Origin of the sequence: Paenibacillus spiritus (genome assembly GCF_008710135.1) — a bacterium.
Classification (GTDB): Bacteria; Bacillota; Bacilli; order Paenibacillales; family Paenibacillaceae; genus Paenibacillus_AQ; species Paenibacillus_AQ glufosinatiresistens.
The window spans coordinates 36,185-60,917 of the sequence record NZ_VYKK01000007.1 but is presented as its reverse complement, the minus strand read 5'-3'; the positions used below and the strand labels follow the sequence as shown (position 1 = coordinate 60,917).

Annotated in this window: 25 protein-coding genes and 1 riboswitch; of the genes, 19 read left to right on the top strand and 6 right to left on the bottom strand. The window is 60.3% G+C overall.

Annotation, left to right across the window (positions count from 1 at the left end; translation table 11 throughout):
- Window positions 1-55: 55 nt before the first annotated feature.
- The 7 genes from F4V43_RS07030 to F4V43_RS07005 all read left to right on the top strand — a co-directional run bounded on the left by F4V43_RS07030 (window position 56) and on the right by F4V43_RS07005 (window position 6,751).
- A complete protein-coding gene (locus F4V43_RS07030) occupies window positions 56-982 on the top strand; it encodes an AEC family transporter (RefSeq protein WP_150457524.1) in 927 nt (308 codons plus the stop codon).
- Window positions 983-1,311: 329 nt separating this feature from the next.
- Entirely contained in the window at window positions 1,312-1,749 is a 438-nt protein-coding gene (locus tag F4V43_RS07025; RefSeq protein ID WP_150457523.1) for an SRPBCC family protein, read from the top strand.
- Between the two features lies 1 nt (window position 1,750).
- On the top strand, window positions 1,751-2,089 hold the full coding sequence (locus tag F4V43_RS07020) for an ArsR/SmtB family transcription factor (RefSeq protein ID WP_150457522.1): 339 nt from the start codon (window positions 1,751-1,753) through the stop codon (window positions 2,087-2,089).
- Between the two features lie 402 nt (window positions 2,090-2,491).
- A complete protein-coding gene (locus tag F4V43_RS19685) occupies window positions 2,492-3,031 on the top strand; it encodes a hypothetical protein (RefSeq protein ID WP_191089508.1) in 540 nt (179 codons plus the stop codon).
- Between the two features lie 98 nt (window positions 3,032-3,129).
- Window positions 3,130-3,233, top strand: a riboswitch (purine riboswitch).
- 185 nt (window positions 3,234-3,418) lie between these two features.
- On the top strand, window positions 3,419-4,024 hold the full coding sequence (locus tag F4V43_RS07015; RefSeq protein ID WP_150457521.1) for a xanthine phosphoribosyltransferase: 606 nt from the start codon (window positions 3,419-3,421) through the stop codon (window positions 4,022-4,024).
- Window positions 4,018-5,334 carry a nucleobase:cation symporter-2 family protein gene (locus tag F4V43_RS07010; RefSeq protein WP_150457520.1) on the top strand — a complete coding sequence of 439 codons (1,317 nt, stop codon included), beginning with the start codon at window positions 4,018-4,020 and terminating at the stop codon, window positions 5,332-5,334. Before F4V43_RS07015 ends, F4V43_RS07010 begins: the two co-directional genes overlap by 7 nt.
- A gap of 181 nt (window positions 5,335-5,515) precedes the next feature.
- Window positions 5,516-6,751, top strand: a complete 1,236-nt coding sequence (locus F4V43_RS07005; RefSeq protein ID WP_150457519.1) for a copper amine oxidase N-terminal domain-containing protein — start codon at window positions 5,516-5,518, stop codon at window positions 6,749-6,751.
- A gap of 5 nt (window positions 6,752-6,756) precedes the next feature.
- Here the strand turns inward: F4V43_RS07005 and F4V43_RS07000 are convergent, their stop codons facing one another.
- Window positions 6,757-7,365 carry a hypothetical protein gene (locus tag F4V43_RS07000; protein WP_150457518.1) on the bottom strand — a complete coding sequence of 203 codons (609 nt, stop codon included), beginning with the start codon at window positions 7,363-7,365 and terminating at the stop codon, window positions 6,757-6,759.
- 233 nt (window positions 7,366-7,598) lie between these two features.
- Here F4V43_RS07000 and F4V43_RS06995 point away from each other — a divergent pair, with 233 nt between their 5' ends.
- From F4V43_RS06995 to F4V43_RS06960, 8 genes are all read left to right on the top strand, one after another.
- Window positions 7,599-7,814: a hypothetical protein gene (locus tag F4V43_RS06995; RefSeq protein WP_191089507.1), complete on the top strand. Its 216-nt coding sequence runs from the start codon at window positions 7,599-7,601 to the stop codon at window positions 7,812-7,814.
- A 36-nt stretch (window positions 7,815-7,850) separates the two neighbouring features.
- Complete coding sequence (locus F4V43_RS06990) at window positions 7,851-8,699, top strand: hypothetical protein (RefSeq protein ID WP_310551007.1); 849 nt, start codon at window positions 7,851-7,853, stop codon at window positions 8,697-8,699.
- A complete protein-coding gene (locus tag F4V43_RS06985; protein ID WP_150457517.1) occupies window positions 8,696-9,889 on the top strand; it encodes a glutathionylspermidine synthase family protein in 1,194 nt (397 codons plus the stop codon). The genes F4V43_RS06990 and F4V43_RS06985 overlap by 4 nt, the downstream gene beginning before the upstream one ends.
- A gap of 1 nt (window position 9,890) precedes the next feature.
- Window positions 9,891-10,550 carry a hypothetical protein gene (locus F4V43_RS06980; RefSeq protein WP_150457516.1) on the top strand — a complete coding sequence of 220 codons (660 nt, stop codon included), beginning with the start codon at window positions 9,891-9,893 and terminating at the stop codon, window positions 10,548-10,550.
- Window positions 10,547-10,939, top strand: a complete 393-nt coding sequence (locus F4V43_RS06975; protein ID WP_150457515.1) for a DUF350 domain-containing protein — start codon at window positions 10,547-10,549, stop codon at window positions 10,937-10,939. Before F4V43_RS06980 ends, F4V43_RS06975 begins: the two co-directional genes overlap by 4 nt.
- 28 nt (window positions 10,940-10,967) lie before the next feature.
- On the top strand, window positions 10,968-11,999 hold the full coding sequence (locus tag F4V43_RS06970; protein WP_317983771.1) for an ion channel: 1,032 nt from the start codon (window positions 10,968-10,970) through the stop codon (window positions 11,997-11,999).
- 117 nt (window positions 12,000-12,116) lie between these two features.
- Window positions 12,117-12,368: a type B 50S ribosomal protein L31 gene (locus tag F4V43_RS06965; RefSeq protein ID WP_150457514.1), complete on the top strand. Its 252-nt coding sequence runs from the start codon at window positions 12,117-12,119 to the stop codon at window positions 12,366-12,368.
- 199 nt (window positions 12,369-12,567) lie between these two features.
- Window positions 12,568-12,846: a hypothetical protein gene (locus tag F4V43_RS06960; RefSeq protein ID WP_150457621.1), complete on the top strand. Its 279-nt coding sequence runs from the start codon at window positions 12,568-12,570 to the stop codon at window positions 12,844-12,846.
- A 178-nt stretch (window positions 12,847-13,024) separates the two neighbouring features.
- Here the strand turns inward: F4V43_RS06960 and F4V43_RS06955 are convergent, their stop codons facing one another.
- Window positions 13,025-14,404, bottom strand: a complete 1,380-nt coding sequence (locus F4V43_RS06955; protein WP_223879808.1) for an MATE family efflux transporter — start codon at window positions 14,402-14,404, stop codon at window positions 13,025-13,027.
- A 112-nt stretch (window positions 14,405-14,516) separates the two neighbouring features.
- Here F4V43_RS06955 and F4V43_RS06950 point away from each other — a divergent pair, with 112 nt between their 5' ends.
- Window positions 14,517-15,662 (top strand): NADH-dependent flavin oxidoreductase, encoded by a 1,146-nt coding sequence (locus F4V43_RS06950; protein ID WP_150457512.1) that lies wholly within the window; start codon window positions 14,517-14,519, stop codon window positions 15,660-15,662.
- Window positions 15,663-15,786: 124 nt separating this feature from the next.
- Here the strand turns inward: F4V43_RS06950 and pepT are convergent, their stop codons facing one another.
- Window positions 15,787-17,016: a peptidase T gene (gene pepT / locus F4V43_RS06945; protein ID WP_150457511.1), complete on the bottom strand. Its 1,230-nt coding sequence runs from the start codon at window positions 17,014-17,016 to the stop codon at window positions 15,787-15,789.
- Window positions 17,017-17,209: 193 nt separating this feature from the next.
- Here pepT and F4V43_RS06940 point away from each other — a divergent pair, with 193 nt between their 5' ends.
- The 3 genes from F4V43_RS06940 (at window position 17,210) to F4V43_RS06930 (ending at window position 21,963) form a co-directional block, all read left to right on the top strand.
- Window positions 17,210-20,188: an ABC transporter substrate binding protein gene (locus F4V43_RS06940; RefSeq protein WP_150457510.1), complete on the top strand. Its 2,979-nt coding sequence runs from the start codon at window positions 17,210-17,212 to the stop codon at window positions 20,186-20,188.
- A gap of 124 nt (window positions 20,189-20,312) precedes the next feature.
- Window positions 20,313-21,008, top strand: a complete 696-nt coding sequence (locus tag F4V43_RS06935; RefSeq protein ID WP_150457509.1) for a hypothetical protein — start codon at window positions 20,313-20,315, stop codon at window positions 21,006-21,008.
- A 187-nt stretch (window positions 21,009-21,195) separates the two neighbouring features.
- The gene (locus F4V43_RS06930; RefSeq protein ID WP_223879807.1) at window positions 21,196-21,963 is read left to right on the top strand and encodes an HD-GYP domain-containing protein; all 768 of its coding nucleotides are present in this window, start codon (window positions 21,196-21,198) and stop codon (window positions 21,961-21,963) included.
- Window positions 21,964-22,027: 64 nt separating this feature from the next.
- On the opposite strand, the gene F4V43_RS06925 is transcribed toward F4V43_RS06930, so the two are convergent.
- The 3 genes from F4V43_RS06925 to F4V43_RS06915 all read right to left on the bottom strand — a co-directional run bounded on the left by F4V43_RS06925 (window position 22,028) and on the right by F4V43_RS06915 (window position 24,678).
- Window positions 22,028-22,237, bottom strand: coding sequence for a hypothetical protein (locus tag F4V43_RS06925; RefSeq protein WP_150457507.1), 210 nt, complete (start codon window positions 22,235-22,237; stop codon window positions 22,028-22,030).
- Between the two features lie 221 nt (window positions 22,238-22,458).
- Window positions 22,459-23,433, bottom strand: a complete 975-nt coding sequence (locus F4V43_RS06920; protein WP_150457506.1) for an aldo/keto reductase — start codon at window positions 23,431-23,433, stop codon at window positions 22,459-22,461.
- 147 nt (window positions 23,434-23,580) lie between these two features.
- The gene (locus F4V43_RS06915; RefSeq protein WP_191089505.1) at window positions 23,581-24,678 is read right to left on the bottom strand and encodes an FUSC family protein; all 1,098 of its coding nucleotides are present in this window, start codon (window positions 24,676-24,678) and stop codon (window positions 23,581-23,583) included.
- Window positions 24,679-24,733: the final 55 nt, after the last annotated feature.

Below are 24,733 nucleotides of genomic sequence, written 5' to 3'. Positions count from 1 at the left end.
GAACCGGGTCTATCATTAAGGGACACTTTTGCAACCGAAACGGAGGTCCTGCCCGTTGTTCTCCTCTCTGCTGTCCACCATGCTGGGCGTCATGGTGCCGCTGGCGGTTCCGGTGACCGCCGGGGCGCTCCTCGGACGCTATCAGCGGCTCGATACGAAGCCGCTGCTGACGCTGTATCTGTATTTTCTCAGCCCGGCGATGCTGCTGGATACGCTGACCCGGGCCTCGATCAAGCCGGGAGATATTTATGTAACGGTTGCCTTTACGCTGCTCAACCTGGTGCTGATGCGCCTGCTTGCGCTGGGACTGTCGCGGGCGCTGCGGCTTGGACCCGCCGATACGGCCGGTCTGACCCTGATCTCGACGCTGACGAACAGTGTCAATTACGGCCTGCCCGTCGTGCTGCTGGCCTTCGGCCAGGCGGGAATGGATAAGGCTTCCGTCTATGTGGTCGGCCAGATGATTCTGGCGAACACCGTGGGCGTCTACTTCGCCGCGCGCTCAAATTTCTCGGCCCGGGGCGCGGTCCGCTCGGTCTTCTCCCTGCCGGCGATCTATGCCGCAGCGCTTGCGCTGCTGCTGCGCCTGACCGGCCTGCATCTGCCGGCCGATCTCGCCAAGGGCGTATCGCTGGCCGCCGGCGCCTACTCGCCGGTTGTGCTCTGCGTGCTGGGCGCGCAGATGATGAAGGTGGCCATGACGCCTCCGGTCCCGGCCGCCCGGCCGGCCTTCTATACGGGCATGGGCGTAAGAATGCTGGCGGCCCCGCTGCTGGCGGCGGGACTGCTGTTTCTGCTGCCGGCCGACCATCTGCTGCTGAAGGTGCTGTTCATCCTGGCTTCCATGCCGGTCGCCGTCAATGCGGTGGTGCTGGCAGAGCGGTTCGACGCCTCCCCGGCCTATGTATCGCGCTGCATTCTGTGGAGCACGCTCCTGTCGTTCCTGTGGCTGCCGCTGCTGATCGCCGCCTGCAGCAGCTGACGCCGGGGCGGAGCGTTCGCTGACGCCGGGGTCTGCTGGGGCGGAGCGTTCGCTAACGCCGGGGTCCGCTGGGGCGGAGCGTTCGCTGACGCCGGGGTCCGCTGGGCGGAGCGTTCGCTGAATCCGGCCTGCTCGCAACAGCCGGCCGGCTGCGGCTGGACGTTCCACTGTGCGCCGCCGTAGACATGACACCTTTGGGTTATATATAATGGGACACATAAATACAACCCCGGGGTGTCAAAGTATAGCAGACTTCCTTGGTCCGGGCAGGCGATGTGCCGGCAGCCGGACAGGAGCAGTCTCACACCCGTGAAGGAGCGACAGCAGACATGGATCAGACAGAACGGAACAAGCTGGAAGATGTGAAGCAGACGGTAGTAGTCGAAGCACCGATAGAGAAGGTATGGGCCAAAGTCGCTACGGCGGAGGGCATCGCCGAATGGTTTATGCCCAACGATTTTGTCCCGGAAGAAGGGCATGAGTTTCATCTGCGCTCGCCGTTCGGCCCGTCGCCCTGCAAGGTGCTGGCCGTCGAGCCTCCGACCCGGCTCAAGTTCTCCTGGGATACGGACGGCTGGATTATCACCTTCGAGCTGTCCGATCTCGGCGAAGGCCGGACGGAATTTACGCTGACCCACGGCGGGTGGGGATACCCGGACGATGTGCTGCCGAAGGCGAACGAGCAGGCTTCCGTTGTCCGCGAACGGATGGGCCAGGGCTGGGTCGCCATCGTAGGCGAACGGTTCAAGAAGGCTGCGGAGGCCTAAAATGGATGGCCGCGCGGCCAAGGCCGACGTCTTCCAGGCCATCGCCGATCCGACGCGCCGGGAGATGCTGCGGCTGCTTGCCGCCCGGGAGCTGCGAATCGCGGACCTCGCTTCCCGGTTCCCGGTAAGCCGTACCGCGATCGTCAAGCATCTCGCCGTGCTGGAGGAGGCGGAGCTGGTCAGCGGCCGCCGGGCCGGCCGCGAGAAGCTGTACCGGCTCCAGCCGGAGCCGTTGGCCGAGCTGAAGGATTGGCTCGCCTACTACGAAGTATTCTGGACCAACAAGCTGTCGATGCTCAAAGCGCTGGTTGAATCGGAGGACCTCAAGAACCCCCAATAACCGTCAGTCCCTTCAAGCCGGCATGGGCCTCTCCCGCCGGTTTTTGGCGCAGTCCGGCCTTGCTGCTCAGGTGCTTCTGCCGCCCGCATTCCCCGCCGGACAGCGGCCGGGCGGCTATTTACCCGGCCGGTCTTGTGCCTGCTGTCCGCAGGCGGTCCTTGGCGCAGAGGCAGCACCGCCTGCAAGTGCGGGGCACGTCCGGACCGGACAGCCCTTATTCCGGTCCATATCCCCCAATCGTCCGGGTTATCGGACCGGAGCGCCCTTATTTTGGCATATCCAGCTCATGTATGCGCTTCCACCATTAAATAAGGTCGCTGGTGTCCGCTACTGGCACCGCAGAGGCATTAATCGCCGAAATAGCGGCTCTGGAGTCCGCTTGGCGACACGGTGCCGTAGTTGGTGCCGCTACCCGGTGCCGCCGCCGCAGTCGCAGCCGCTACCGTAGCCGCAGTCGGTGCCGTAGCCGCAGTCGCTGCCATCTGCCATTGCCGCTCCGCCGCCGTAGCCGCAGTCGCAGCCGTAGCCGCAGTCGCAGCCGCCGCCGTAGCCGCAGTCGTTGCCGTAGCCGCAGTCGCAGCCGCCGCCGCCGCCGTAGCCGCAGCCGCTACCGTAGCCGCAGTCGGTGCCGTAGCCGCAGTCGCAGCCGCCGCCGTAGCCGCTACCGGTGCCGTAGCCGCAGTCGCTGCCGGAGCCGCCGGAGCCGGAGCCGCCGCCGTAGCCGCAGTCGCAGCCGCAGTCGTAGCCGCAGTCGTAGCCGCAGCCGCAGTCGCAGCCGCTATCGGTGCCGGTGCCGCCGCCGTTGCCGCAGTCGCAGCCGTAGCCGCCGCCGCGACTGTCCCGTTCTCCCGCGCCTGCGGCTTGAGATCCCTGGCAGGCGCCGGACGAACGGCGGGCAGACGTCCCAGCCGCCTACAACTTGCCGCAGTTGTTGGCCCATAAGCCCGCAGCTTTTTCCATTGCTTGGCATCCCCAAAAAACTCCTTGTCAACTCCGACACAAGGCGTGTAATATAAACACCATATTTGTTCGGGGAGAACCCGGACTGCCTACCAAAGACTCATATAATAATGGGAATATGGCCCATAAGTTTCTACCGGATGACCACTGCAATCGTCCGACTATGAGTGAAGCGAGCGTCCCGCGCGGGCCGCTGTATTCCGTATCCGTTCCGGCGGGTCTCGGAGAACGGCGGCCTTCCCGGGGCGTGTACACAGAGATGTGTATCCGCGCGGGATGCCCCGCGTCCGGACAGGTTCACTTGAGAGAAACGCTCAGGTGAACCTGTCCTTTTTTTGGTTGGATCAGATAAGAAAGGGCGGCAGGAACATGCAAGAGTTGAAGGAACGGATCAGACGGGAGGGCCAGATTCTGTCGGAGACGGTGCTGAAGGTGGATTCCTTTCTGAATCATCAGGTGGATACAGAGCTGGCGCTGCGGATCGGCAGGGAATTCGGACAGCGGTTCGGCGGCCGCGGCGTGACCAAGGTGCTGACGGTGGAGGCAAGCGGAATCCAGTTCGCCATGGCGGCGGGCATCGCGCTCCGCGTCCCGTTCGTGTACGCGAAGAAGAAGAAGGCGATCACGCAGGGCGAGGCGGTATACGCAGCGCCGGTCTACTCCTTCACACGCCGGGAAGCCTACCAGATCAGCATCGCTGAAAAATACCTCGGACCCAGCGACCGGGTCCTGATCGTGGATGATTTTCTGGCGACGGGCGCTGCGCTGGTCGGCCTGGCCGACATCGTGGAACGGTCGGGCGCCGTTCTGGTCGGCGTCGGCTGCGTGATCGAGAAGAGCTTCCAGGAAGGTCGCTTCTTGCTGGAAGAGCGGGGCATCGAGGTCTGCTCGCTGGCGCGGATTGTCTCGATGAAGCCGGGAGAAGTGCAGTTTGCAGGCGAGGAATGCAATCAGAAGGAGCGGATAACATGTTAAGCAGACGCAAAGTATTTACCCTTGGCCTCCAGCATGTGCTGGCCATGTACGCAGGCGCCATCGCGGTTCCGATCATTGTCGGCGGGGCGCTGCATCTTACCGGAGAGCAGATGGCCTATCTCATCGCGGCTGATATGTTCACCTGCGGACTCGCCACTCTGCTGCAATGTCTCGGCTCCCGCTTCTTCGGCAGCGGCCTGCCTGTCGTGCTCGGCTGCACTTTTACGGCCGTCAGCCCGATCATTGCCATCGCCTCGTCTTCAGGCCTCGGAACCGCCTACGGCGCCATCATTCTGTCCGGCCTCTTCGTCGTTCTTGCCGCCCCTCTATACGGGAAGCTGCTGCGCTTCTTCCCGACTGTCGTCACCGGATCGGTCGTGACGATCATCGGCCTGTCGCTGATTCCGGTCGCGATGAACAACGCCGCGGGCGGGCAGGGCAGCGCCGACTTCGGCCAGCCCCGCAATCTGCTGCTGGCGCTTATCACCCTGGCGGTCATTCTGCTGGTGAACCGCCTGACCACCGGGTTCCTGCGCTCCGTCTCCGTTCTGGTCGGCCTGGCCGCCGGCACGTTCGCTGCCTATCTGATGGGCGTGGTCAGCTTCGCGCCGGTCGGCGGCGCTTCCTGGGTGAGCATGGCCCAGCCGTTCTACTTCGGCCGACCGGAATTCAGCCTGACGGCCGTTGTAACGATGATTATCGTTAACCTCGTCAGCATGGTAGAATCGACCGGCGTGTACTTCGCAGTCGGCAAAGCAACCGATCAAGACGTTCCTCCCAAGCGGATCGTGAACGGCCTGCGTTCCGAAGGTCTGGCCATCATGCTCGGCGGAGTATTCAACGCCTTCCCGTACACGGCCTTCTCGCAGAATGTCGGCCTGATCGCGCTGACCCGCGTCAAGACGCGGAACGTCATCTTTGCCGCAGGCGGCATTATGGTCGTGCTCGGCATGCTGCCGAAGCTGGCGGCGCTGACCACCGTCATTCCGAACGCCGTGCTGGGCGGAGCGATGATTGTCATGTTCGGCTCCGTGGCCGCGTCCGGCATCTCGATTCTGTCCGCCGTCGATCTGCGGAAAGAGCGCAATCTGCTGATTGCCGCCTGCAGCATTGCGGTGGGGCTGGGCTCGGCGACGCTGCCGTCCATGTTCGACCAGCTGCCGGAGTTCGCCCGGATGCTGCTGCAGAGCGGCATCGTCTCCGGCTCGCTGACGGCCATCGTGCTGAATCTGCTGTTCTCGCGCAGCGAAGCTCCGGCCGCGTCGGAGCTGCCTGCTTCCGCCCCGGATCTGCAAGCCCGCGGCGCTTAGAGCGGTCCGCATTCGCAGCAAATCATCCAAGGCCGCGCTTCCTTCTAGGGAGGCGCGGCCTTTGCGTTCTTCCGGCCGCCGCAGCTCCGCCCATCGCAACTCCATCCATATTATGGAGTACACATAGATATATAGTGAAGCGAACTCCAAAATTCGGATACAGGAAACGGAGGCAAAATAAATGAAGAAATCCATCGCAGTTCTCCTCTGCGCAGCGCTCGCAGGAGCGGGTACCGCAGCGGCAAGCCCGGAGAATGGCCATGCAGTTACTCGGCCGAACGCCTCGGCCTTCACACGGGCGGCAGTATCGCCTGCCGGAGAGAAGGGGACTGCCGCCGTCCGGGTGCTTGCGGCCCCTTCCGTCTCGGGCGTGCTCCTGAATGACAAGCACATCGAGACCGGCCGGCTCCGCAGCCTGGGCGGCACGGCCTTCGTTCCGCTCAAGCCGCTTGCGGCGGCGATGGGCTATACGCTCGCGTGGGACGCCGGCAAGCGGCAGGCAACGCTGCTCCGGCCGTCGCGGCGGGTGCTCGTCGCCGCAGGATCTTCGTCGGCGGCGGTGAACGGCACGGCCGTGAAGCTGGCGCTGCCGGCCCGAACCATCGGCGGTACGCTGTATGTGCCGCTTGCTTCGGCCGCGCGGGCGCTTGGCGGAACGGTCCGCGTCTACGGCGGCGAACTGTATATTGCCGATAAGGAGAGACTGGTGTCCGCGTCCATCGACGGCGGGACGTACTGGGTCTCGCAGGCCGACGGCACGCTGTACGCGCGGCTGGCCGGTCAGGCCGAGCCCGGGCGGATCGGCCGTCTTCCGCTGAAGGATTCCCCTTACAACCACGGCCTGACGCTGACCAGCGCCGGAAGCGGCGCGGTCCTGCTGGAGCTGGCAGACCGGCATTACGCCATGTTCAATGAATTTGAGAACGTCTATCAGGTGCTGCTGCGCGGCAATGCGGTCGTCGCCCAGGCCGACTATCATTTGGGGATGCCGGCCTATAACCGTCCGGCTGTCCCGGCGAGCACCCGGCAGTATTTATTCGATGGAACCCGGGTCCGCTATATTCTCTCCGGCGGCAGTCTGGGGCCCGAGCTTGATCTGAAGGCGATCACGCAGGACGAGGGGAAGTTGCGGGTCGAGTATGCCGCTTCCGATGTGCTGCTGGTCCGGGCGCTGCCGTCGGCGCAGCTGTATGCGGTTCACCCCGATACCGGAGCGGTTATAAATCTGGGCGAACGGCTCATAGACAGCCCGGACCGGGCCGACTGGAAGCAGGCCGACGGCAATGATCCCTATGTGCTGGAGCGGATGCTTACGCTTACGAAGCGCGAAGGCAGCAAGCTGACGTTTGTCTATTCGCCGCTTGGCGGCGGGAAGCCGAAGACCCGAACCTACACGCTGACCGCGGGGAAGGAGTAATTGGTCTACGGGACGATCAAGTCCCGGAGAGCGGCGTCGTCCCAGGCATCGCCCTGCACCCGCCAGTCCCCCTCGGCCGAGGTCAGGGTAAGCCTGCCTTCCACCGGAACCCGTCGTGTCTCCTGCCCGCTGCCGTCCAGAAGAACCAGATCGGCGGAATAATCCAGCAGGACGGCGTTCTCGGTCTGATCGCACACCTGAAACCGGAGGTTCTCCGGGCGGAGGGAAACCTTCTGCCGGACCGAAATTTCAAGCGGCAGCAGCGTATAACGCCGATTGACCGCCCGGGTCCAGAAGTCGCTCGTCAGATGCGCCCTCATCTCGTCGTTACGCTGCCGGATGGAGGCTTCGGACAGCAAATTATCGGAATGCCGAATGGTATATTCGGCTTGTTTGTAGCTTTCGGCCGCCTTGGCGGCTGCCCGGGTCTCCGGATTCCATTTCTCTTCGGCAAGAGAGGAAGGCAGTGCAGCCTCCGTCCAGGCGAGGGTAGGCCTTCCAGAAGGGGAAGCGGTGGCGGCCGAATCGGCTTCGGAAGAAGACCGGCAGCCCGCGGCCAGAAGAAGGACCAGCCCCAAAGTCCAGGTTCCGATGAACCGGATTGGCGTATTCATGCAGATTCCTCCTATTTTATGGAATAAAAATACATGAGACCCAAGCTTATCATACCCATAGGGCCATTGCCAGAAGACTTCGGTGTAAATCATTGCCTTCATCCCGCTTAACCCGTATTCTGGTAAAAGATACGTTTACGATGAAGGCCGAGGCCTGCGGAATTGAAACATTCATTCTCCTGCCTCGTATCAGAGACATAACAAACGCTTTCAGAAGAAAGGATGAAGAGCAGTTGGACAGTGGAATGAATGTGGTATTGTACGAGAAACGGTCGGACGGCGAGCTTCGGGTAATTGAAGAGCGCGTCTGGAACGCGAATATGATCGCCGCGCTGGAGCATGTCAATTATTTGGTCGTACAGGGCCAGGAATATGAGACGGTAGAGGGCCGGCTTAATCTGGACGACAGCAAGCTGGAGCTTCTGCTCGTTCCGCTGCGGAACGATTGAGCAAGAAGGCTTCGAAGAAGAAGGAGGGTAACTGGCTTGGACAGAGAGCAAGAGAAGCGGGATAGACAGAGTATCAAGGAGACACACAGCAGAAGCAATGAAGCGTCCGGGAGCATGCAGCCGCCCGGGGAAGCGGCCGGAGCGGACGGGCGTGCCGCCGGCCGGGGAGCTTCGGCTGCCGCAGACAAGCTGCCGGAGCAAGCCGCTCCCGCCGACCGGTGGATGACTCCGGGCGGGCCGCCGGCGCGCGTTCTCACGACTTCGCTCGGAATCGCACTGCTGGCCAACGCGCTGATGGCGGCCGGCGCACCGGAAGCGGGCGCTTCTTCCGCCGCCGGGGAGCCGAAGCTGGTCTCTTATTCAACGGACGAAGTCAAGCAGTACTATGACCCGAACGCCGACTGGGCGATTCCGTATCCGGAAGATCGCGCATCCGAGACGGCGGAGCCGACCGCTTCGCCGGGGGTAACATCTTCGGGCGGAACGACGGTCATCAACAATTACGGCGGCTATAATTCCGGCTTCGGCTGGGACGATCTGCTGCTCTATCATTTCTTGTTCAACAGCGGCGGCGGCTACTCCCCGGCCCGCTATTACGGTGACCGCCCGACGTATTACGGAGGCACACGAACGGCCTATAAACCGAAGTCGTACGACAGCACCAAATTTCAGAACAAGCCGGTTGCCGGTTCGGTGGTGAAGCCCAAGACCTCGACCTCGACGACCGGTTCCATCACCAGACGGGGCACCTCGGCGGGCAAAGGCTCGGTTGGAGGCACTTCAAGCGGACTGGGCTCCAGCAAATCCGGTTCGAAATCGAGCTCCGGCTCCAGATCCTCGGTCAGCTCCGGCTCGAAGAGCGGCGGCGGACTGTTCGGCGGATGAGCGGATCCGTGTTTGAACTGCGCGAGTTTCCCCGGGAGCAGCGCGCGGACCGGGTTCGGCAGCTGGCGGAACTTGGCTTCCCTTGGGCGGATCTGGAGGACGAGGAATACTGGCTGGACGGTGTCGTAGTGATGGACGGAGCGGTCTACCGCGAGCTGGAGGCCGCCGCCGGCAAGCTCTGGGCCGTTCTGGACAAGACGGCCCGTTATATTCACCGGCGGCGCGATCTGTATGAGCTGACCGGCATTCCCGAGGTGCTGTGGGATATGCTGGATCAGGTGCCGATCCCGGAGGGGCCGATCAGCCGCTACGCCCGGTTTGATTTTGCGGTGGACGGCTCGGGCCGCATCAAGCTGCTGGAGCTGAATGCGGATACGCCGACCGGCTATGTGGAGGCTTCCGTTGCGACGCCCTGGATTTGCCGGGAGGCGGGGGTCGACACCGTCAACGGGCGGATGCCGGAACTGCTGGCCGCTGCCTGGGGAGAAGAACGTCCGGATACGGTTGCCTGCGTCGCCTATGGCACCCACCAGGAAGATTCGGGTACCATCGAGACGCTTGCCCGGCACAGCGGCCTGGACGTCCGCTGCGTCGACTGCCTCGATCTTAGCATCGACGACGGCGTCGTGATGGACGGGGAAGGACGGGTCATCCGGCGGATGTTCGCCCTCTACCCGAAGGAATGGATGGCCGTCGACGAAGGCGGCGACGCGCTGGCTTACGCGGTGGAGACCGGCAATCTGGCGCTCTTTAACCCGCCGCACAGCATTTTGCTGCAATCCAAGGGTCTGCTGGCCGCCGTGTGGGGCCTGTATGAACTGGGCATTCTTTTCAGCGAAGAGGAGCGGGAAGCCATCGCTGCTTACATGCTGCCGACCTACAACAAGCCGGTCTTCTCCGGCAGCTTTGTCTCCAAGTCGATGTTCGGGCGGGAGGGCGGCTCGGTGCGGCTCTACGATGCCGCAGGAGGACTGGAGACGGCCGATGAGGACGGCTACGACAGCAGCGAACTGTTCCCGGTCGTCTATCAGAAGCGGACCGAGCTGGCCGAGCTTCAGACGAGCTACGGCGAGCTGCGCCTTCTTACCGGGCTGTTCATGCTGAACGGCGAGCCGTGCGGGCTGTTGGGACGCGCTGGCGGATTGATTACGGGCAACACGAGTCATTTTATAGCGTTGGGAGTGAACTGATTTGCGGAAATCAAGCTTATACGGAGGCCGTTCGGCCCGTCGCCGTCTGCGTCTGGGGCTGCTGGCCCTGGCGCTTGCGAATGCGCTGGCGCTTGCCGCCTGCGGCAACCCGGACAGCGTGCTGTCCACCGACCAAGGAACGGATACGTCTTCCGCTGTGGCAACGGTGCCGTGGGATTACAAAGTAGTGGAAGGCACCGTGGGCGATCTGGTCGGAAGCGACATGACGGTTCTGCCGGACAACACGCTGCTGCCCAATGACAACAACTATGCGACCGGCGACCCGGTCTGGACGCTCCAGTACATGGACGCCGAACTGACGACCGACGCTGACAACCGCAATACGGTCAAGCTGTCGGCCTGGACGCCGATCAAGTCCTATGGCGATCTGAAGTCGGCGACCGAGGACATGCAGAATCTGAAGCTGTCCGTCACCACCGAAGTCGATCTGGTGGGCGTCTATAAGACGGAATACCAAGGGAAGACCCGCAATTTTGCCGTGCTGGAGCTGCCTTCGGGCAACCGGATCAAGCAGCCGATTGACGATGAGCGGTACAAGGCGATGGAGAAGAAGAAGCGGATCTCGGTCGTGCTGGAGGAAGTCCATGATTTTGCCGATTACGATACGGCGTATGCTAAATTCAGGGGGTGGGCGGATTGATTACGGTAGCGAACATTGTCATCAGCATCTTCGCCATGATTGTGCTGCAGCTTGTCGGCATGCTGGTCTTCAGCTGGATGACGCCGTTCAAGGATATGGAAGAACTCAAGCGAGGGAATCTCGCCGTCGGTCTGGCGATGGGGGGCAAGTTCCTGGCGACGGCTATTGTGCTGGGCATTGCCGCTTATACGAACAGCACGATCTGGCATATGGCGCTCTGGTTCGCCGTCGGTTATGTGTGTCTCGTGCTGGCGTACTGGATCTTTGAGCTGGTGACCGTCGGGTTCAAGGTCTCCGACCATCTCAAGCAGGGCAACGTAGCCGTTGGCGCCATGCTGTGTCTGGTCTATATCGGAACCGCGTTTGCCATCAGCAGTCTGATTATTTAATCCCTTACTCTACTCTTACAACTGGGCGGTGGACGTCATTCATTTTCTGCTCCGGCTGTCAACGCTTATGGTCCGCATCCGCAAAAGAACGGTTGCGCTGATAACCCTGATCTTCGTCGGAGCCAGCGCCACCGTCGCTTTTCTGCTTGAACCCGGCACGTTCGGGAATTGGTTCAATTCGTTCTACTGGGTGCTGACAACGATGGCCACGGTTGGCTACGGCGATTTCTTCGCCAAGACGGTGCTCGGCAAAATATTCACCATATTTCTGTACATATTCGGCATCGGGCTGCTCAGTCTGGTCATCGGCAAGGTGATCGACACGATCGCTGAAATCGGCAGACAGAGGAGGGCGGGCAAGTTGTCGTTCGTCGGAAAGGGCCATGTTATTCTGATTAACTGGAACAAAAAGGCGGAGGCCGCCGTCGAGGAAATTCTGAGCTACGCTCCGGACGGTCACATTGTCATCATTGATGAATCCGAGCGCCATCCGATGGAGGCGCTGCGCCAGGTCCACTTTGTAAGCGGCGATCCGTCTTCCGACGAGGTGCTGACGAAGGCCGGAATCTCCGGTGCGCGGGCGGCGATCATCTTCGGAGATGCGCGCATTGACGAGACGCCGCTTGTGGACGGCAAGTCCCTGCTCATTGCCTCAAGCATTGAGCGGGTCGCTCCGCACGTGCATACCACAGTTGAGGTTATGCAGGAGAAGAACGTGAAGAATTTCCGGCATGTTCAGGTCAACGAATTCGTCCTGTCGCATGACGCCATCTCCCGGCTGGCCGTTCGGGCAGCGCTTCAGGAAGGCAACTCCGAAGTCATCGCGCAGCTGATCAGCCGTTCGCACGGCGACGACATTTATGAGGTGCCGGTGGACCGCTCCTGGGCGACCTACGGCGACGCTTTCCAGGCCTTGCTGCGCCAGGGAGCGACGCTGCTGTCGGACCGCGGCGATCTTGGCATCAACCGGCGTCTGGACGAGCCGATTCCGAAGGAAGCCCGGCTCTACGCAGTGTCGGACAAGGAGACCTACTGCCGGATTTCCGGCCGCAGGCTCTGACCGGAGAACCGGATAGAAGGAGGCCGCCCCGGGAAGGAGAGCAGGTAGAAGGAGCCGGCAATCGGGTAATAATAGGGAAGAAGACGCGAAGCGCGTCTTCGGAAGGAGGATTATCCGATGAAGGAAGGCATTCACCCCAACTATCGTCCGGTGATATTCCTGGATGCCAGCGTCGACTACAAATTCCTGAGCGCTTCCACGCGCAGCTCGAATGAGACCATGGAATGGGAAGACGGCAATACGTACCCGGTCATCCGGGTCGATTCCAGTTCGGCCTCGCATCCGTTCTATACGGGACGGCAGAAGAATACGGAAGCCGGCGGCCGGGTGGACCGGTTTAATCAGCGGCTTAACCGGAAGCAGCAGTAGTCTCCGCGTCATATCGCCGAAAGACCCCTCACTTGGACAAGGGCGGCAGCAGCCGGTCTTGCCGGGAAGGGGTCTTTGGCTTTCCCGGCAGCCTGGTTTGACGAACCGGACCCGGACCCGGTATATTCAGTAGCATACGTCCTTGCAGGCAGGGACAGAACGAGCTGCGCGGAAGGAAGAGACACGAGTGAACGAACGAATGAACGACCGAATCAACGAAGCCGAGCTGATCCGCTATATCGCCGGCAAGACCAAGGCCGACCCGAAGCAGATTGCCTTGGTGCTGAAGCATGAACAGCGCTTTCTGGAGGAGGCCAAGCCCGGCCGGAAGGGCGAAGTGGACATTGATCTGGACGACTTGGTCGATTATGTGCTGAGCCGCCGGGATGTGACCCTGACCGAACCGGCAGTCGAGGATATTCTGGAGCGGGAAATGGATTACTTGATGGACAAGGGCCTCGCCGGCTATCTGGATTAGCCGGCCGCCTTCGTCTGCCGCCGCTGGCGGCAGCGCCCGGGAACGCACACAGGCCCCATCCTCTCTCGCCGCCCGGCGAGAGAGGATGGGGCCTGTTGACCGTCTTGGGCTCCTGCCGGGGCCGGGCGGCGTGCGCCTTAAGGGCGGCAGCTGTCACGCAAGGCCGGCAGGGCAGCGGTCAGCCGCCGCTTGCGGCTGCGGCGGGAGCGGCCTCGTCGCCCGGGCCGATCAAGGCGTGCCGCTCCCAGGCCCGGCTGCGCCAGCGGAAGTACATAATGACCGCCCGCGTCCACTCGTCGGCCGCGGTGGCGAGCCAGATGCCCGCCAGTCCCAGGCCGAGCTTGAACGCCAGCAGGTAGCCGAGCGGAAGGCTCATGCCGACCATCGACAGAAGGCCCATATACACCGGGAAACGGGCGTCGCCTGAGGCCCGGAGCGAATTGATAATGACCAGGTTCGTGGTCCGGCCGGTCTCCAGGAAGATGCTGAGCAGCAGGACTTGAGCACCGAGGGCGATGATCTCCGAATTGTCCGTGAAGAGCCCCAGCAGCGGAATGCGAAAGACGATGACAATGGCGTCGATGACCACCGTAACCAGCAGCGCCCATTTGACGCTCTGGAAGACCCGCCGGTAAGCTTCCTCCGGCCGCCGGGCTCCGACGAGGCGGCCGACGATAATGGAGGTTCCCATGGCGACCGCCATGCTGAACAGGTAGATGTAATTGGAGATATTCAGAGCATACTGACGGGTGGCCATCGCTTCGGCGCCCAAGTAGGTGATATACAGCGTGAAGGTCAGCTGACACGCCTGGTAGATGATCGACTCAAAGGCCGACGGAATGCCGATCCGGAGAATCTGCTTCACGTAATTCCAGCTCAGCTTCAGGTAATAAGAGAGCTTGACCCGGACTTCCGTCACCCGGTACAGCAGCAGGAAGAACAGGAACAGGCAGATCAGCCGGCTGAGGACGGTCGAAATGGCGGCGCCGCGGACGCCGAGCGCAGGCATTCCGAAGTGGCCGTAGATCAGGGTATAGTTGCCTGCAACATGCAGCAGATTCATCAGCAGGGAAACCAGCATGGTCTGCTTCGTGAAGCCGTGTGTGCGGATGGAGGCGGCCAGAGCGTTGATCAGCGCCTGCAGAAAAATAAAGCTGCCGACGATCTGCAAATAGGTCGCGCCGTATTCCCGGATCTGCCCGGTGACATGCAGGGCGGCGAGCAGGGATTCGCCCAGGAACAGCAGCATCACGCTGAGCGCCAGGCCGACCATCAGATTCAGGGACACGGCGGTTCCCGTGACCTGGGCGGCTTCCCGGAGTCTGCGGGAGCCGATATATTGGGAGACGACAATGGCAGCGCCGTTGCCGATGACGCTCAGGACGAGAATAGCGATGCCGACAATCTGGTTCGCCGCCCCGACGCCGGATACGGCATTGTCGGAGACGGAGCTGATCATGAACGTGTCGACACTGCCCATGAGCATGAAGAGAAACAATTCAAGGAAGATCGGCCAGGTCAGGCGGACCAGGCTGAGCGGCTGGGCGGGGTTGGTCAACGGAATTCCTTCTTTCTTGGAACGGGTCTAAGGCAAAGATGCAGACGCTAACCTTTGTATAGTACAATAAAAAAGAGCAGACGAAAACAGAAAATAGGAGGGAACCAAATTAATGTCTAAAGCTGAGTTTGACGCATTGCTGTCACCCTGCATGCTGGCGGGCGGGATCGTCCTGAACAACCGGGTGGTCATGGCGCCGATGACGCATTCTTCCTCGAATCCGGACGGTACGGTCTCGGAGCAAGAGCTGGCTTATTATGCCCGGCGGTCCATGGGCGTAGGCGCCGTGATTACGGCGTGCGCGTATGTCAATAAGGGAGGCAAAGGCTTCTACGACGAGTTCGGCGCAGACCGCGACGATCTCGTGCCGGGACTGCGGAAGCTGGCGGAGACTATTCAGGCCGCCGGAGCCAAGGCTATTCTGCAGATCTTCCACGGCGGACGGGAGTGCCCGCCGGAGCTGCTGCCTGACGGCCAGCCGGTCAGCGCAAGCGATGTCGCGCCGGTACGTCCGGGCGGACAGACAGGCCCCGCGCCGCGTCCGCTGACGGAAGAGGAAATTACCGGCATCATTGCCGACTTCGGCGAAGCGACGCGCCGGGCGATTGAGGCCGGGTTCAACGGCGTGGAGATCCACGGTGCGAACGGCTACCTGATCCAGCAGTTCTTCTCCCCGCATTCCAACCTCCGCGAAGACCGCTGGGGCGGCAGCCTGGAGAACCGGCTGGCCTTCCCGCTGGCCGTTCTCCGCGAAGTGAAGGCCGTGGTGGCGAAGCATGCGGCCATGCCGTTCATCGTCGGCTACCGGTTCTCTCCGGAAGAAGCGGAGACGCCCGGCCTTACGATGAGCGATACGTTCGCGCTGCTGGATGCGCTGGCGGAGGAAGGCGTGGACTACCTGCACGTGTCTCTGCGGAAGTTCGACTCCCTGCCGCACCGCGGAACGGAAGACTCGCGTCCGGCGCTCCGCCAGATCGTCGACCGCGTGGCCGGACGCGCGCCGGTGATCGGCGTCGGGTCCCTCTATACGGCCGAAGCGGCGCTTCAGGCGCTGGAAGAGACGGGAGCCGATCTGGTCGCTCTGGGCCGTCCGCTGCTGATCGACCCCGACTGGGTGCAGAAGGTCGAAGAAGGCCGCGCCGCCGATATCGAGACCGAGCTTGATCCGGATGGCCAGCAGCGGCTGGTTATTCCCCAGCCCCTCTGGAATATGCTGGTGAATACGCCGGGCTGGCTGCCGATGCGGGGCCGGGCCTAAGAGGTAGGCGGAACGTACCGCGGAGTGTACAAGGCCGGTTGAACAGAAGAAGCAGGTCCCTCTGGGGGCCTGCTTCTTTATTGTGCGAAGAACTTGAAGGGGCCATGAAGCCCGCTTTGCTTGATCAGGCTTTGGCCTCGAACAGCCGCGCAATCTCCACAATGACGCGGGCTGCCGCTTCCATCACATTGACGGAGGCGTACTCGAACTTCCCGTGGAAGTTCTCCCCGCCCGTGAAGAGATTTGGCGTCGGCAGCCCCATGTAAGACAGCTGGGAGCCGTCGGTGCCGCCCCGGATCGGCTTGATGACCGGGACGATGCCAAGTCCCCGCATAGCTTCCTCGGCCGTATCCACGATGAAGCGGACAGGCTCGATTTTCTCGCGCATGTTGTAATACTGATCCCTCATCTCCAGCTCGATACGCTCCGCTCCGTAAGTGGACCGGAATTCATCGGCAAGCTCGGCAAGAAACGCCTTGCGCTCCTCGAAGCGCTGCCGATCGAAGTCGCGAATGTAATATTTCAGCGTGCACACATCAGCCCCGCCCTCCATGGAGTTCAGGTGGTAAAAGCCCTCATAGCCCTCGGTGAACTCGGGCGCTTCCCCCGCCGGTATCCGCTGGTGGAACGCCATCGCAATCTTGGCGGCATGGATCATCTTGCCCTTGGCCGTTCCGGGATGAACAATCACGCCGCGCACCGTAATCCTGGCGACGGCAGCGTTGAAGCTCTCGTACTCCAGCTCGCCGAGCGGTCCCCCGTCCACCGTATAGGCGTAGGCCGCGCCGAAGGCAGGAACGTTGAACCGGTGCGGTCCCCGGCCGATCTCCTCGTCCGGCGTGAAGGCGACGCGGATCGTGCCGTGCGGAATTTCGGGATGCGCCTTCAAATGGTGCATAGCCGTCATAATCTCGGCGATTCCGGCCTTGTTGTCGGCTCCAAGCAGCGTGGTGCCGTCTGTCGTGATGAGGGTATGCCCCTTATACCCCGCAAGCTCCGGGAAGCTGTCCGTGGTCATGACGATGCCGGAATTGCCGAGGGGCAGATCGCCTCCGTCGTAGTTCTCGACCACCTGCGGAGAGACATTCCGTCCGCTGAAATCGGGCGAGGTATCCAGGTGCGCCAGGAACCCGATAACAGGCACCTCCTTGTCCGTGTTGGCCGGCAGCGTAGCCATGACATAGCCGCCTTCATCAATGGCGATGTCCTCGAGTCCGATTTCCTGCAGCTCCCCCGCCAGCAATCTTCCCAGCTCCAGTTGTCCCGGTGTGGTCGGGCAGGAGGAACTGTCCTCGCTGGATTGGGTATCGACTTGGGCATATCTGACCAGACGTTCGATAAGCTCCTGTTTCAATACGGTCATCTCCTTTTCAGTACCGATTGTAGCACGAACCACAGGCCGATGTCCCGGCGCAAGGTCCCATTCTTTGGGCAGAACCGGGCCGGGAAGAAGGGGATGCTCATTTTTTGTCGAAGAAAACGTTACTAAAAGATAAGCATTTGCCGACATAAAAAAGAAGGAGCGAAAACAGGAGGATTGATCGGTTTTGAAAGTCACCCGGTTCGCCAAGTCAGGGATATGCCTTTTCCTCCTGCTAATAGTACTGGGAGCGGGAATTGTACCCGCCGTCGGCGCTGAAGCACCCGCACCCTCCAGGGAGCGGAACGTACTGATTCTCCATTCCTACCACAAAGGTTTTGAATGGACCGACGAGCAGTCGCAGGGGATTGAAGAGCGGTTGAAGGCCGCAGCGCAGCCGCCCGCCTTATATGAAGAATACATGGACTGGAAGAGATACCCCAGCCAGGATACGCTGGACCGGTTCCGCCAGACCATTCTGCAAAAATACGCCAAAGTCCCCTTGTCGGCCGTCATTACAACCGATGACAAAGCCCTGGACTTTGCCATCCAATACCGCACGGAGCTGTTTCAGGACGCTCCGATTATCTTCAGCGGCATCAATGAAATCCGGGCCGACCAGATCAAGCAGGGCCAGGAACGCATTACCGGCGTTCAGGAAGAGATTGAACCGGCCGAGACCGTTGAACTGGCGCTGAAGATCAACCCCAACCTCAAGAATGTCTACCTGCTGTTCGACAACTCGGAGAGCGGACAGTCCACGGGCGCCCTTGCCCGGCAGCGGCTGGAACAGCTTCCTGCACATCTGAACATACACGCCATGAACCAACTGAGCGCCGAAGAGATCAGACGGACTGTCGCCGGTCTGGGCGAAGACAGCATCGTCCTGATGACCACGTATTACAGCGACAGCACCGGCCGCATCCTGGAGTTCGGGCGCTTCTCTGCTGAATTGGCGGCGGCCAGCTCGGTCCCCGTCTATCATTTATACGATTTCGGGCTCGGGCACGGGGCCTTCGGCGGAAGTCTGCTGAGCGGACGGATGCAGGGCCAGAAGGCGGCGGAAATTGCGCTGCGCGTGATTCAGGGGGAAGATCCCGATTCCATTCCGGTGTATAAAGGCAGCACCGCCCGCCGGGTGTTCGACTACAAGCAGATGGAACGTTTTCACATTTCCGCCTCCGATCTGCCCAAAGGCAGCGAAATCATCAACAAACCCTTCTCTTTCTATGAAGAATACCAGGCGCTGGTAATTAGCCTGCTGGCCATATTTACGCTTCTGCTGGCTCTGATCGTTCTTCTGCTGGTCTACGTTCGCTCCATCCGGGCCATGCGGCGCAAGCTGGAGAAGAGCAATGAACGATTCAGCCTGGCTACATATGGCGCCGACGCCGTGATCTGGGAGCTGGATATGTCGGCCATGAATTATTACTTCTCCGACCGCTGGTACGAACTGCTCGGCTATTCGAAGGGCGAACTGGATGAAGGCCGCGGCGGCTGGCGCTCCATTGTGCATCCCGAAGACGCCGAGCAGGAGGACAAGCAGCGGCGCGAGCATCTCTCCGGCAGAACGGCTTATTATTACAGCGAGTACCGGATGCGGGCCAAATCCGGAGAATACAAGTGGTTCCAGGCCCGAGGCAAGCTGCTGAGGGACGACCGGGGCGGCTTCGTCCGCTTCGCCGGCTCGATGGTCGATATCACCGACCGCAAAGGGATGGAGAGCGAGCTCCAGATGAGCTATCAGGAGCTGGAGTCCACTTACGAAGAGCTGGCGGCACTGCAGGACGAGCTGCTGGAGCAGTACAACAAGGTCGTGGAGAATCAGACCCTGCTTCAGGCCAGCGAAGAGCAGTACCGCGAACTGGCCTACCGCGACGCGCTCAGCGGTCTCCCCAACCGGCTCTCGCTCTATGAAGAGCTGGCCGGGATGATCGAGAAGGCGCCGGGGCAGCCGTTCACGCTGTATTTTATGGATATCGACAACTTCAAATATATCAACGATTCCATGGGCCACTCCTTCGGCGACGAACTGCTGCACGGGGTGGGCGAACGGCTGGAGGGCCTGGGCTGGACCGGATGCCGCAACTACCGTCTGAGCGGAGACGAATTCGTAGTCGTGCAGGAGAGGGTCGGCAATCTGGAAGAGATTTCAGCTTATGCGCAGGAGCTGGCGGCCGCGTTCCGGGCTCCGTTCCGGCTTGGCGAGAGCTCCGCTCATCTCTCGGTAAGTATCGGAATTGCCCAGTACCCGCGCAACGGCGAACGGACGGACACGCTGATTATGAACGCCGACATCGCCATGTACCGGGCCAAAGAGACCGGCAAGGGCAAGTATGTCGTCTACGAAGAGGATATGCAGCGGGAATTCGACGAGCGGGTCGTGATCGAGAAGCATCTGCGCAATGCGATTGAAGGCCAGGAGCTCTCCCTGCACTACCAGCCGATCCAGCAGCTGGGGGCAGAAGGCGAGGTGTGGGGCTTCGAGGCGCTGCTCCGTTGGAACAGTCCGGCGCTCGGCTTCGTCTCTCCGCTTACCTTTATTCGCATTGCCGAGGACAGCCGTCTCATTATCCCGATCGGCCAGTGGGTGCTCCGCCGGGCGTGCGACTTCATGGCGGGCATGGTCAAGAAGGGACTCACGGACGGGCGGATTTCAGTCAACCTTTCGGTCAGCCAGCTGCTGCAGGAGGATTTCACGGAGAACGTTCTGCAGACGCTTGAACAGAGCGGGCTGAGCCCGCGCCACCTTGAACTGGAAATTACGGAGTCCATCTTCATGGGATCCTTCGATCTGATCCGCAGCAAGCTGGAATATCTGCGCCGGACGGGAATCGGAATTGCCCTGGATGATTTCGGAACGGGCTATTCCTCGCTGAGCTATCTGGTGCAGCTTCCGATCACGACGCTGAAGATCGACAAGTCGTTCATCGACGGCATTCCGGCCGAGGAACGGACGGCCTCCCTGACCTCTTCCATCATTGCCATCGGCCATGACATGGGGCTGAGCGTTACGGCGGAAGGCGTCGAGAGCGAGGTGCAGCGCCGTGTGCTGGAAGAGACGGGCTGCGACAAGATCCAGGGGTATTACCTGAGCCGGCCGCTGCCGGAATCTCAGGTTCAGGCCTGGCTGGAGTCCTTCCAGAACAGCAAAATCGACGCATAACGGCAGAGAACGCAATCGTCCGGAACGCTTTCCTACGGCGTTGAATCCTTTCTGGTAAAATGTTCACGGAGATAATATAATTGGAGGAAATTATGCAATTTATACTCAGGAGGGAATTACCATTATGTTGAAAAAGCTGTTTTCGGGCGGCTCCCTTATGCTGCTCCTGCTCATCATGACCTGCGGCTCTGCTCTTGCAGCGCCTGCGGTGACGGACCGGACGGCCCAGAACCGGGAAGAAGCGCTGAAGATTGTGGAGAGAGCCAATCAGGAGATCCAAGGCAAGATCGCGGCAGCCGTCGAACAAGCGGACCGTATGCAGCAGGATTATGTCAAGGCGGTTACAGCAATCCGTCAGAGCCAGGCGCTGGCCAAGCTTAATGAACTGAAGGTCAAATATCTGACCGAGGGCAGCGCTGCCCGCAAGGCGCAGATGGCCGCCGAGATGGCGGCACTGGAGCCTCAGGCAGCCAATGATAATCCGCAGGTGGACCGGGTGCTGGCCGATATTGACCAGAAGAGCCGGGAGCTGATCGACACCGCTTTTGCGCAGCGGGGCACGGTGAGCCTGAATGCGCGGGAGCTGACGGCGTCGTTCCAGAACCAGTCGCTCCAGGATTTAACCGCTTCCCTCGTTACCCTGAAATACAGCAATGATCTCGACAAGCTGATCCGGAATTTATACAACGAGACGCTGGCCATCGCCGATGGGGCAATCGCCCAAGCCGCCCGTCTGGGAGTAAAGGCAGAGCGCTACTGGGAGCTGGTAACCCTCGGAGACCGTCAGGTGTGGATTGATCCCATTGCAGTGAGCGTCTAAGAGAAGGGACTGACCATATAAGATGAGGGGCCTGAACTTAGGAAGAGAAGGAGAATCTATCGCTAGAGAGTACCAGAGTTCTTCGGAATTCCTTCTGCTCGCAAGAGGAGACGGCTCTGAAATTATTATGCAGTCCATCAAAAAAGACAAAATTTTCTGCGTTTACCCGGCTGACGAAGCCAACACCATGGAGTTCTTCTATATCCTTGAGGGTGAGTGCAGTTACGCCGGAGAAGAGCATAACATTGTTCTGAAGAAAGGCGATTATTTCTACGCTCATTATCTGGATACGGTGGAGAACTTTAACTCCCTAACTGATATGAAGCTATTATGGTATACGACCAAACCTGCCTTTCATCTTATCAGCCATCGAATCCGGACATTGGAGGAAGTGCTGAAGAAAGTCCAGCAGAAAGATAACTACACGTTTGAACATAGTGCCAGAGTCCAGAAGTATAGCCTGATGATCGCCGGAATGCTCAAGCTCTCCAAAGACCAATGGGAGGACCTCTACTACGCCGCCGCCTTTCACGATGTGGGCAAAATCCATATCCCTGCCGAAATTCTCAACAAGGAAGGGCGCCTGACCGTCGAGGAATTCGAGATCATCAAGCGCCACTCCTATGACGGCTATGTAATGGTGAAGGATCTGTATTACAACAACATTTGTATGATTATCCTTCAGCATCACGAACGGCTGGACGGCTCGGGGTATCCTTACGGCATCAAGGAAGAGGATATCCTGCTGGAGGCCAAAATCATCGGCATCGCCGACACCTTCGACGCCATGACCTCCGACCGGCCCTATCGGCGGGGGCTGCCGCCGGAGGTGGCGATGGATGAGCTGAAGCGGCTGTCCGGCATTCATTACGACGGACACATGGTAGACCTGTTCGAGAAAGCCCTGATCGCCGACGGAATCCTGCAGCCCCGCGAGGCCCGGGAAGAGCCGTAATCCTGTAAGGCTGTGAACCGCCTAATAATGAAGACATCTGCCTCCAACTCTCGGACAGATGTCTTTATTTTTTATTCCTTAAATTAACAAGAAAATTTATAGCCAAAACTATAATCAACACGATCAATAGATTGTTAGTGAGGTTAACCCCTGATTTTAAATCGTTAATACTATCGGAGATATTCCCCATACCCACTGAAGTGTTCGAAGAACTGTTACTAATTTGATTCGCTATATTATTTAAATTCTGATTCATTTGCTCTTCGGTATCCATAATTAATTAACCTCCTTGGATGTTCTTCTTAAAAATTACCATACCTACTAAAACACAGACAGACATATCGCGCATAAAACTAACAAAAAAACCTTTTTGTCACAAAATAAAGAACTGTATGAACGGCACCTCCGGTTGGCCATGCAAAAACACCTCCAAGAGAATGTCTCTATCTTATGATAGAGTTCCATTCCCTTGAAGGTGTTGGGGTTGGTCTGGCGTCAGACCGGCAGCCGGTATACGGCGAACGGACTGCTGTGTACGAACGGCTCGCTGAGCTCGTCCAGGCGCTTTAGAATAGCCTCGTCCAGCTTCAGACAGAGGCTGCCGAGGCTGTCCTCCAGCTGGGACGGGTGGGTTGCCCCGGCAATGACCGTGGAGACGGCCGGACGGCTCATCAGCCAGGCCAGCGACAGCGCGCCGGGTGTGGTGCCGGCTGCCAGCGCGAGCTGGCGCACTTCATTAGCCAGGGCAATCCGTTCGCCCGTCAGAAAGCGGGCGAACGGAGGGTCGCTGTCGGCCCGCGAGCCGGGCGGAACCCCGCCGCTGCTGTACTTGCCGGTCAGGATGCCGCCTGCCAGTGGGAAGTAAGGAATCAGCCCGACCTTCTGATCGAGACAGAGCGGGATGATCTCCCGCTCCGGCGTCCGGTCGGCCAGGGAATAACTGCTCTGAATGGAGACGTAGCTCAAATAGCCCCTGCGCTCGCTGATGCCGATCGCCTTCATCAGTTCCCAGGCAGCATAATTGGAAGCGCCGATATAGCGGACTTTGCCGCTGGACACCATGTCATCCAGGGTCCGGAGCGTCTCCTCCAGAGGGGTGTTGGGGTCAAAAGTATGTATCTGATACAGATCGATATAGGACGTGCGGAGCCGCCGCAGGCTGTTATCCAACTCCCGCATCAGATGATGGCGGGAGGCCCCGCTGCCGTTGGGTCCGTCATGCCGCGGCAGTCCGGCCTTGGTGGCCAGGACGGCTTCATGCCGCCTGCCCTGCAGGGCAATGCCGATAATCCGTTCCGATTCCGTACCGGCATAAATATTGGCGGTATCGATAAAGTTCACACCATGATCCAGTGCAGCGTGCACAATGGAGATGGAAGTAGCCTGATCGGCCCGCTTGCCAAAAGCGTTGGTACCAAGCCCGAGCTGCGATACCATCAGCCCGCTTCCTCCGAGTCGCCGAAACTTCACTCTCGATCACTCCTTTTTGCCTGCCTGACGTCCCATTCTCTCTTGCGCAATCATTGTATCACCAGTCCGCATTTCGCGAAACAAGAACCTTGCAACAAAAGCGGCCCGCGTAGACAACGCGGGCCGCTGATATGAACATGCGGAAGATCAGAACTTGCTGGTCAGGCCGTTCTTGACGACCCGGAGCGCCCGGGCGGCGTCCAGACGGGCCTGACGGGGAGCTGCGGCGCAGGCTTCGAAGTCGGCCTGTTCCACCTCATCCAGAATGCGGTTGAGATGGCTGAATACCGCGCCGAGGTCGCGCATGGCCGTCAGTTCGCATTGTCCCTGAAGCCCGGCGAAGACTTCAAGCTGCTTGCTCCGTGCCAGCCGTACCGTCTCGGCCATGGAGCGGTCGCAGACCGCGTCCGACAGATGCTTGGCTCCCAGAAGAGCAATGCAGTCCGCGGTCGCAGCCAGGACTTCCCGCATGCCTTCGGCTCCGGCGTAGGCCGGAGGAAGCAGGCGCATCTCCGACGCAATATCCTTCACGTAGCCGTGGATGACCCGCAGATGGGAAGCTGCCGGCATCAGCCGGCCAAGCTCGGTCCGGCGCTGCAAATGAAAGATGGTGAACCGCAGTTCGTTCTCTTTCTCGGCGCTCTCCTTCAGCAGCTTCCCGGAACGCTTGACGGCTTCCTCGCGGCACGCTTCGTCCCGGCCGGGGGCGAGGCCGCTGAGGCTGTCGGCGAGCATCAGGCTGCCCTCCAGGGCAAGACCCTTGGCGCGCACGCCGTTCTTCGGAGGAACCACCAGCATATTCACGAGAAGGGCGATGGCAACGCCGATCAGCGTCTCGGTGGCCCGCCACAGCACATAATGGTCCTGATAGAAGGTAAGGGCAAGCACCGAGGTGACGCCCACCTGCGTAATCGCCTGAAAGTTGATCCGGCAGGCGGTGGCAATGCCGAGTCCGATCAGGAGGATGAGCAGGATGGACAGGGGGCCGATTGGAAGAAAGGCGCCGACGACCAGGCCGACCAGGCCGCCGAGGACAATGCCGATCAGGCGGCAGATTCCTTTTTCCAGAGAAGCCTTGACCGTTCCCTGGGTAATAAGTATAGCGGCCAGCGGTGCAAAATATAAAAACTCGTTGCCGTACAGGGCATGCACCGTCATCCAGGACAGGGAGGCGGCGAGCGTTACGCGGATCATATATAAGGAGAACCCGAAACGCTCCAGCGTTCTCATCGGATCGGCAGTCATCGTCATTCATCTCTTTTCGGAAAAATAAGAAAACAATCTGATTGTTTCAGCTGTT